Source organism: Candidatus Eisenbacteria bacterium, from assembly GCA_016867715.1.
Classification (GTDB): Bacteria; Orphanbacterota; Orphanbacteria; order Orphanbacterales; family Orphanbacteraceae; genus VGIW01.
In genome coordinates, this window is the sequence record VGIW01000115.1 from 1 (window position 1) to 9,071 (window position 9,071).

The following is a 9,071-nucleotide window of genomic DNA, read 5'->3' on the forward strand; positions in this document are numbered from 1 at the left end:
CCTCCTGCGACGCGTGATGGACGGGCTGAACTCCGATCTCTTCTCGCCGCATGAGCCGGGGCTCTTCAAGTGGATCTTCCAGAGGATCGTCGATCAGGGGGACTATTACTTCCACCTCGCCGATCTTCCCTCCTACATCGACCGGCAGAAAGACGTGGAGAAGACCTACCTCGCGCCCCCTCTCTGGCGGGAGAAGGCGATCCTGAACGTCGCCCGCATCGGCAGGTTCTCGAGCGACCGGACGGTGCGCGAGTATGCCGCCGAGATCTGGAAGATCCGCTCGTACTGAGGCGGGGCCGGTTCCGGCTCAACGCGCAAGCGCGGTCTGAATCCCCAGAAACTCCCCGAGGTTCTCCATCGTGAGAAGCCCGACGAGCGTCTCCCCCTGCACGATCGGCAGCGAATGGCACCGGCATTCCTGGAGCCGAAGGAAGACCGATTGCATGAGATCCGAAGGGTGGGCGGTCTGGAACGAGCGGTCCATCACTTCGGAGACCGGCGTCTCCTTTCCCCGCTCGGCGAGCGCCTTGAAGAGGCCGTCCTGCGTCAGTATGCCGGAGATGCGACCGTTCTCGACCACTGGAAAGTCCTTCTGCGATCCGGCGATCGTCGCCTCGATCGCCAGGGCCAGCGAATCGCCGGCCGAGAGCGTACGGAAGTCGGTCAGCATCACGCGGCGGACCGGTATGCCGTGGAGAGCGCTCTTCATCTGGACCATACTCGCCTCCTGCGACGCGCCGAGCCACACGAAGAGCGCGATCAGGATGAGAAACGGATTCGTGAAGAGCCCGACAAACCCGAACACGAGAGCGAGCGCTTGGCCGATCGAGGCGGCGGTCTGCGTGGCGCGCGTGTACTCCATCCGCATCGCAAGAAGAGCGCGGAGAACCCGGCCGCCGTCCATCGGGAAGGCGGGGATCATGTTGAAGAGGACGAGAAAGACGTTGACGAAGAGGAGACGCTCGAGAAACGGCCCGCGCGTCGTCCCTATGCCGGACCAAGGCTCCCATCCGCCCGTCGCGAAGAGCGCGAAACCGAGGAGCGCGGCGATCCCCACGTTCACCGCCGGTCCCGCGAGCGCGACCCACAGTTCTTGCCTCGGATCCTCGGGAATCCTCTCGAGCCGCGCCACTCCGCCGATGGGAAGAAGGATGATGTCGCGGGTGCGGATCCCGTAGCGCCGCGCGGTGAGCGCGTGCCCGTACTCGTGAAGCACGACGCTGAGAAAGAGAAGAAGGAAGAAGCCGACCCCGGACGCGACCGCGACGAGCGAGCGGCTCGCCGCCCAGTAGCTCAGCGCGAGCCAACCGAGAAGCAGAAAGAACGTGACGTGGATGAAGACACCGATCCCGGCGTAGGTTCCGACCTTCCAAGACCATTTCATGGCTGAATCCTCCGGCGGCGGTCTGCGGACCCCGTATTCCATAGATCTATCGCGTCGAAGCGCGTTTCTCAAGCCCGGCTCGCCGTGTTCCGAACGGGCGCGCCCGACGCCGCGTTTGGGCAGGCCTCCGAATGGGAGAGAAGGAGCGGAGATGTCGGATGCCGGACAAGAAAGCTCCTTCCCGATGCTCGGGAAGGAGCCTCTCGTCTCGCCGAGCCGGGCTCGGATGATTCCGATCAGCGAACCAAAGCCATCTGCCGGATCTGGAGGAAGCCGGGCGCCTCGAGCCGAACGAAGTAGATCCCCGAGCCGGCGCTCCTCCCCGAGTCGCTCCGCCCGTCCCATCGGAGATCGTGCGCGCCCGCTTCCGCACGCCCGTCGAAGAGCGTTCTCACGAGACGGCCCGAAACATCGTAGATCCGGAGCGATGCGATCCCCGCGCTCGCCATGTGGAAGGTGATCGCGGTTTCCGGGTTGAACGGGTTCGGACGGCACGGTTCGAGTCCGGTTCTCGCGACCTCCGGCGGGCGATCGGCCACGCCGGTTTCGATCGCGGACGACGCGGTGAGGAGGAAATCGTCCACCGCCGCCTCGACCAGCGATCCGCTTCCGTTGTCGGATGCGACGAACCTGAAGCGCACGGCGCTCGTGAGGTTGATGAGTCCCTCCAGCGGGAAGTCCCTCACCACCCATGCGTTCGTGCTCGCCGTCGTGTTCTCGAGATCCGTCCATGAGGAGCCGTTGTCGGTCGCCTGGACGAGCCACGAGTCCTCGTTCGGATTGGAGCCGATGTTGTTCGTGTACCAAACCGCGTAGCTCACCGATGCGTTGTTGTACCCCTGAAGATCGAAGACCGGCGAGAAGAGCGTCGTCTTCCCGTTGTCCACGTCGTTCGTTCCGGCGGGATCCCCGGGGTTCGCGTTCCCCGTGACGTAACACATCGCGCCGGGCGGGGCCGTGTAGTCGCTGTCCGGCTGCACGGTGTAGCCGCTGTAGGTTGTGCCGACCGGCACCGCGCGGACCCAAATCCCGGACGTCGCGTTATCGTCCGCCGCCCCGACCGTCCATCCCTGGTGGGTTTCGAACTCATCGTCCATCACCGTCTCGATCGGGAAAACGCTGAACTGGTGCACGAGAGACGGCGCCCCCGACGGATCGACCGCCGCGAGCCCGACGCCGTCGGTCGCGTAGACGTAGTATTGGACGACCGTCGGATAGGGCTGCCCGGGGATCTCCGCCTCGTAGTTGTTCCCGTCGACCCAAACGAGCGGAACCGGATACTCGGTAGCATCCCAATTCGTTCGCCAGTAAAGAATCTTCTCGTCGATTCCGGACGGATCCGAGAGGGTCACCGGAATGACGTATGGCCCGAGCGTGTCGTCGGTCGAGGCGTGGGGCGTCGTGACGATCGCGGGGCCCGCGATGTCCGCAAGGTAGAAGTCTCGGACGGTCGTCCCCCCTTCCACGATCACCACGTTCGTAACCGTATCCGGCGCGAAACCCGCCCGGCTCGCGACGACCGTGTAGGTCCCCGGCGGAACCGAGCCGCTGTAGAGGCCGCCTTCTCCCGATGTGAACGAGCGGTCCGCGCCCAGAACCGTGGCCTGCGCCCCCTCGAGCGGGGTGTTCCCGTTTAGCTCGTTGTAGATCGTTCCTTGGAGCGTTCCTGCGGAGAAGTCCCGAAGAGGAAGGAACTTGATCGCGCGGCCGGCCGCCAACGTGGTCGCGCCGCCGGAGTATCGGTTGAAGAAGGTGATCAGAACGCCGTCCGATTGATCATGGTTCTCGATCCCCACGGTCGCGTACCCGTCGGTCGGGTCGTAGTTCGTGATCGTCTGATACTGGTAGACGATGATCCCGTCCCCGGTGCCGGTCGGATGGTGGGCGGGATCATAGAGGATCGCCTGAAACGTCTCGACATAGTTGCCGTAGGATTGCCGCATCTGCTTCCACTCGACGATCCAACGGTGGTTCGCCGCGTCGTACTTCTGGAACACGCGGGAGGACGCGTCCACGTAGAGATCATCCCAGAAGACGGCGAGCATCGCGTCCGGGCCTCCGGCGCCCGGGATCGTCCAGTTCCTGTACGCGACGCTGAACGAGGGGCCCATCGAGATCCACCCGTTCGAGCAGATCGTCGCCTGCGTGTACTCCTCGCCGTAGTAACGGAACGGGAACGGCAGGTTGACGAGGACGGCGGCGTCCATCCCGTCCCCCGTGTCGTTCAGCACGACCTGGGTTCCGCCTCCGCCCTGCGACGGATCGATCTCGATCCACGAATAGGTCGGGGCTTCCGGATAGCCCGTGTCGGTGTTCTCGAAAGCGAGATAGCCGTAACGGTCCGGGCCGGTCGGATCGATCGACGTGACCTGCCCGATCGTGAATCCGAACGTCGCCGTGTCGATCGCTCCGCCGTTGAAGTTCGTGATGAGAAGGAAGTCCGCCGGGTAGCCGTCGTAAGTATCGGAGGCGACGCTGAAGGCGAATCGATCCGCGCTGTTGGTCCCGGTGTTGCCGGCGGTGATCGTTCCAAAGGTCCCGCTCGCGTCGGTCACTGTTAGTTTCGGACTCAAGGAAATGAGCGTTCCGGAAGTCCCGGTCGCCGTCGCGCCGCCGTTGTTGCGGAGGGTGACCTGGAGCTGGACGGTCTCGCCCGGATCGGGCCCGTTCCCTCCGTCGTTGAAGAAGGTCCAGTTCTCCGCAGCCAACGCGGGAGCGACGACGTCGACCTCGACGAGCGAGTGCCAGTTCCCTTGCGGCGACGACGCGTCGAGCCCGAACCGGATCACGTGGCCGTGCGGACATCCGGGCGCGACGACGAAGTCGAAGTCCTCCGCGCACCACGCGGTGCCGGCGGCGGGAATCGTCCCGAAGTCCTCGCTGTTGTCGAGGATCGCGACGAACGGATCGTCTTCCGTAAGAACGGCCGTCACCGACGTGGCGGACGAGGCGGCGTAGTTCCGGAGCTGCACCTTGAGCTCGATCGTCTCGTTCGGGTTGACGATGCCGTCGCCGTTCCCCGAGCTTCCGCCCGACGCGTCGTCGTCCACTTGGACGGCCACCGCTCCGACGTGGTTGTTTCCGGAGATCGTCACCGTCCCGAGATACGCCTTCACGTTGTGTTTCGTCACCGTGAGGAGCATGCTGCCGGAGGTCGTGTTGGAGAGCGGGAGCTCGACGGTCCCGTTCTCTTTCGTGTAGCCGACGGAGTATGTCTCGCTCCCCTTCCAGGCGCACACGACGGCGTCCGCCACCGGCGAGCCTCCCTGGGTCACCGAGACGATGATCGAGTTCGCTCCGATCGCGAGCGTCGAGGAATGCGCGACGTCGACCGTCGCGGGAACCCCGGTCCAGATGTCCACCGCCGGATCGCCCATCAGGTTCATCCAGTGACTGGTCCAGTGCGCGGTGTTCGGCTGCGAGCTGTTGTAGTTCAGATATAGCTCGAGGCGCCCGCGGTCGAGCGCGGCGCCCATCGTGTAGAGCTTCTGGCGGAGAAGCCCGTGGAAGATCCCGTAATAGAGGCAGTTGTTGTAGCGCGTGTGGGTGCCGAGCGTCGCCATCCCGATGGCGCCGATCCCGCCCTTCATGGTGATCGGGGTGCCGAGCGAGCCGGCGCGGAGGAAGCCTTCCGATCGGGACGTTCCTGAGGCGAACGTTCCCGTGTCGCAGGTGATGATGACGACAAAGGGGAGCTTCCACCCGTTCGAGAGGGCGTAGGTGTTCGAGTTGGACCACTGGCTCATCTGGTAATAACCGCGGTAGCCGAAGAAGGTGTCGCCTCGGTTCAGAGCGGTCGACATGCCGCTGATCCACGGCGACTGAAAGACGGTGTCCACGGCGGTGTAGCCCTCATGGAACGCCATGTTCCGGACGCTCCGGCCGGCCTCGATGCAGCTTGGGCCGGATGTGGTCGGGTCGCCCACGACCGCGCCGCGCGGGAACCATGTCGTATCGGTCATGTACGGATCGCGCTCGTAGCCGATGATCTTGCGCACGATGATGGAAAGCTCGGCCATCGTGCTGTAGGAAAGGCGGCCGACGTGGACGTCGGGAAGGTAGTCCCCGCCGGCGAGCTGCGCGTAGGGGAGATCCCCGCAGCCGTTGTATCCGCTCATCGATTCGTACCACGTCGGCATCACATCGGCGTCGCCGACGAGCACGACGTACTCGAGCGAGACGTTCGGATCGTTGTACACATTCTGGATGTAGCTCTTGATCTGGCTCGAGGTGGTTCCGGTCTGTGCGGTCGTCACAAGCGTGACCGGCCATCCCTTCCGCTTTCTCCACTCGACCCAAGAGGCGAGCGTGTCGAGGACCGCCTGATTGTTCGCGGCGATCGCGAGGATCGTCCCCGGCGCCACATCCCGCTGAGGAAAGAGCGCTTCGTAGTTCAGGACGAGCTCCTCGTATGCCGCGTCGAATGAAGACGGGATCGGTTTCGCCGCGACGGCCGCCTTCGACGGAGCGCCCCCCTCGATCGAGACCTCGACATCGAGGCGCCGCGCGATCTTCAACGTGCGCGACGCGGGATCGTAGCGGATCGGGCGGAACGTGAGGGGGACGACGCGGAGATCGCGGAACATCGCCGGCTCGCCGACGATCACGTCGACGCCGTCGTCGGGAACCTCGCGCGCGTACGCATCGGCGTCGTAAGCGAACGGGGACGGCTCGCTCTCGGAACCGGGTTGCACGGGGAGAAGGAGAACGCCCGTTTGCGTTTCCTCGTCGAGGCGGGTCGAGCGGACGCGCACCGCCGCTCCCTCCGGAACGGCGATCAAGCGCGAGAAGACGGGGATCGCGGGCTCTCCCTCGCGCCCTTCGTAGCCGCAGCCGGGGATCTCGATCGCCTGGAACGAGCGGAGGCCGAAATCGACGTCCGTCCTTCCGATATCGGGAACCTCGACGACGAAGCGAACCTCCCCCCCGTCGGCGGATGTCAACCGAATCTCGGGACCGCTTCCGATCGGCTCCGCGAGCGGATCGGTCGGAGCTCCGACGGCGAGAGAAGCGATGAGACCGACGGCGATGAGCAATCCTACCGCAACGCGACGCATGGACACCTCCAGCGGCTTGTGCGCAGGTTCCCCACCCGCACAAACCCTCGAACCCAGCAATAGTTGAACAGGAGACAAATCGCCTCCTGCATGCACGGCGACGACCGGGCAAGGGGGGAGACAGCGCTCGGACCGATCACCGGTCGGCACGATTATAGCATAAGGCCATGAAGCATAACAGAATAACTTTGAGGCTCTTCGCCCGGTCCGGCCCGCGATCCGATGCGCCAGAACACGCTTCCCTTATCAAGGAAGGCTATGCTATAATGCCACTTACTGAGATGGACGCCCGGCGGGATCCCTGGTGCCCAGCGGATTGGGTCGGACCAAGATCCTTGCATCCTGTTGGGATTCCTTGAGTTGCCCGGCGACCGCCTCGGCGGAACGCGCTCCCCCGCGAAACGAACCCTAACTTGGGAGATCCTCCGATGAGATGTTGGCTCGGACTCTCGCTCGCGCTTCTCGTTTCCTCCTCCATTCACGCAGCCGTTATCCACGTGCCCGGCGATTACACGCTCCTTCAGGCGGGGATCAACGCGGCGAACTCGGGCGACACGGTGATGGTCGCCGCGGGGACTTACGATTCCCTCTTCTACCCGCCGGGAGCGGACACGACCCGCTGCGTGGCCTACATGAAATCCGGGGTGACCCTTCTTGGAGCGGGGATCGGGCAGACGATCATCGACGCGCAGAATCAGGGACGCGGGATCTACTGCTACGGCGTCGCGACCGGGAAGATCCAAGGCTTCACGATCCGAAACGCGTTCGCGCAGCTCTTCGGATCGGGGATCTACTGCACGCAGGGTTCCTCGCCGGCGATCACCGACTGCCGCGTGGTCGATTGCGGCGACGGCGGGATCATCTGCACGTACAGCTCGAGCCCCGACATCAGCTACTGCTCGATCATCGACAACGTTTATAAGGAAGGCGGCGGGCTCGTGACGGAGGACGGCTCGTCCCCCCACGTCCGGCATTGCACGATCCGCGGGAACTCCGCGCCGTCGGGGGGCGGGGTCTTCATCCGCTCCCAGTCGGCTCCGGTCTTCGAGGATTGCGTGATCGACAGCAACTTCCTCACAACGATCAACGGGAGCGGGGGAGGCGTCGGCATTCGCGGAGCGTCCCCGACGTTCCGCCGGTGCGCAATCACGCGGAACACGTCGACCGGCCCGGGAGGCGGGTTCGACATCCGCGATGAGGCGGTCGTTGTGATCGATTCGTGCGCGATCCTGGACAACACGGCCGGCAACGGCTACGCTCCCGGCGGCGGCCTCTTCTGCGAGCTCTCCGCTCTTACGCTCACGAACAGCACGATCGCCGGAAACCAGGTGCCCGGCACGGAAGAGATGTCCGACGGGGGCGGTCTCTTCATCTTCTTCGCGGACGAAAGCTACCCGGTGACGATCCGCGGCTGCACGATCGCGGACAACACGACGAAGACAGGCGGGCGCGGCGCCGGGATCTACCTCTTCTACGGAAACGCGACGATCGACAAAACGATCGTCGCCTTCAACACGAACGGACACGGGATATACTGCGACGAATCGACGCCGAACGTGAGCTGCACCGACATTTACGGAAACAGCGGGGGGAACGCCGTGTGCGGCACCGACGCCGGCGGCAACTTCTCCGCCGATCCCCTCTTCTGCGACGCGGGCGCGGGAGATTTCTCGCTCCGGTTCGGCTCGCCGTGCCTTCCCGGAAACCACCCGAACGGCGCTGCCTGCGGACTCATCGGCGCGCTCGGTCTCGGGCCGTGCAACTCGGGCGTCGGGGGCGGCGCATCCGAAGCGAGCCTTCCCCTCTCCACGCGCGCAGAGCCGAACCCGTTCGGGGCGGGCACGACGATCCGCTTCGGGATCGATCGGAACGGCCCGATATCGCTCGCGGTGTTCGACCTCGCGGGGCGGCGCGTGCGTCTCATCCAAGAAGGCGAGATGCCGGCGGGGCTGCACCAAGCGGAATGGGACGGACGGGACGACGCGGGAAGGCCGGTGCCCAGCGGGGTCTACTTCTACCGCCTGGAGGAAGAAAGCCGAGCGAGATCCGGACGCCTCGTTCTCACCCGATAGGGCGATCCCCCGGAAGATCCGCGCTTGGTGATTCCGGGCGGCGCGTTGTATCGTAACGAAGCCCTATTGGAGGAGTGCGATGCTGAGCCAGTCTGCCGCCACGAGATGCTTGGGATTCCTCTTGGCCGCCGCGATCATCGCCCCCGTTCTCGCGGGTGAGCCGGCGGCCTTCTCCCCTGGCCGAACGACCGAATCCGCTCGGGTGGAGATCCGCCCGCTCCCGGACGAGGCCGAACGTCCGATCCTTCGTTTTCTTCCCCTCCCGCCGGGCGCGTCCGAACCCGTGATCGCGCATGAAGACGCGGCCGCGGGCGGCATCTCCCTCGGCGAGCCGATGATCGCGCGCGGGACCGTTCTCCTCCCCATCGTTGTCCGCTCCGCGCCCGGAGGATCGGCGAAGGATCTTCCGGAGATCGTTTTCGATATCAACTATCGACGCGATCCCGCGAAGACGCACTCCTCGAGCTCCGCGCGATTCGGACGCGGCTCCCTCTCCTCGCTTGGCAAGCTCCTCGCCGGCGGGGAGACCCTGCTCGCCCCGTCCGAGGAAGAAGGAAG

Annotated in this window: 5 protein-coding genes; 3 read left to right on the plus strand and 2 right to left on the minus strand. The window is 65.0% G+C overall.

Going from position 1 to position 9,071, the window contains the following annotated elements; all coding sequences use genetic code 11:
- On the plus strand, positions 1 to 289 hold a 289-nt coding region (locus FJY73_13210), incomplete at its 5' end, for a glycogen/starch/alpha-glucan phosphorylase (protein ID MBM3321616.1).
- 18 nt (positions 290 to 307) lie between these two features.
- Here the strand turns inward: FJY73_13210 and FJY73_13215 are convergent.
- Positions 308 to 1,384, minus strand: coding sequence for a site-2 protease family protein (locus FJY73_13215; GenBank protein MBM3321617.1), 1,077 nt, complete (start codon positions 1,382 to 1,384; stop codon positions 308 to 310).
- Positions 1,385 to 1,620: 236 nt separating this feature from the next.
- Positions 1,621 to 6,441, minus strand: a complete 4,821-nt coding sequence (locus FJY73_13220) for a carboxypeptidase regulatory-like domain-containing protein (protein MBM3321618.1) — start codon at positions 6,439 to 6,441, stop codon at positions 1,621 to 1,623.
- A gap of 428 nt (positions 6,442 to 6,869) precedes the next feature.
- Here FJY73_13220 and FJY73_13225 point away from each other — a divergent pair, with 428 nt between their 5' ends.
- Both FJY73_13225 and FJY73_13230 read left to right on the plus strand, forming a co-directional pair.
- Positions 6,870 to 8,513, plus strand: a complete 1,644-nt coding sequence (locus FJY73_13225; GenBank protein MBM3321619.1) for a right-handed parallel beta-helix repeat-containing protein — start codon at positions 6,870 to 6,872, stop codon at positions 8,511 to 8,513.
- A 79-nt stretch (positions 8,514 to 8,592) separates the two neighbouring features.
- A partial coding sequence (locus FJY73_13230) for a hypothetical protein (protein ID MBM3321620.1) occupies positions 8,593 to 9,071 on the plus strand: 479 nt, incomplete at its 3' end.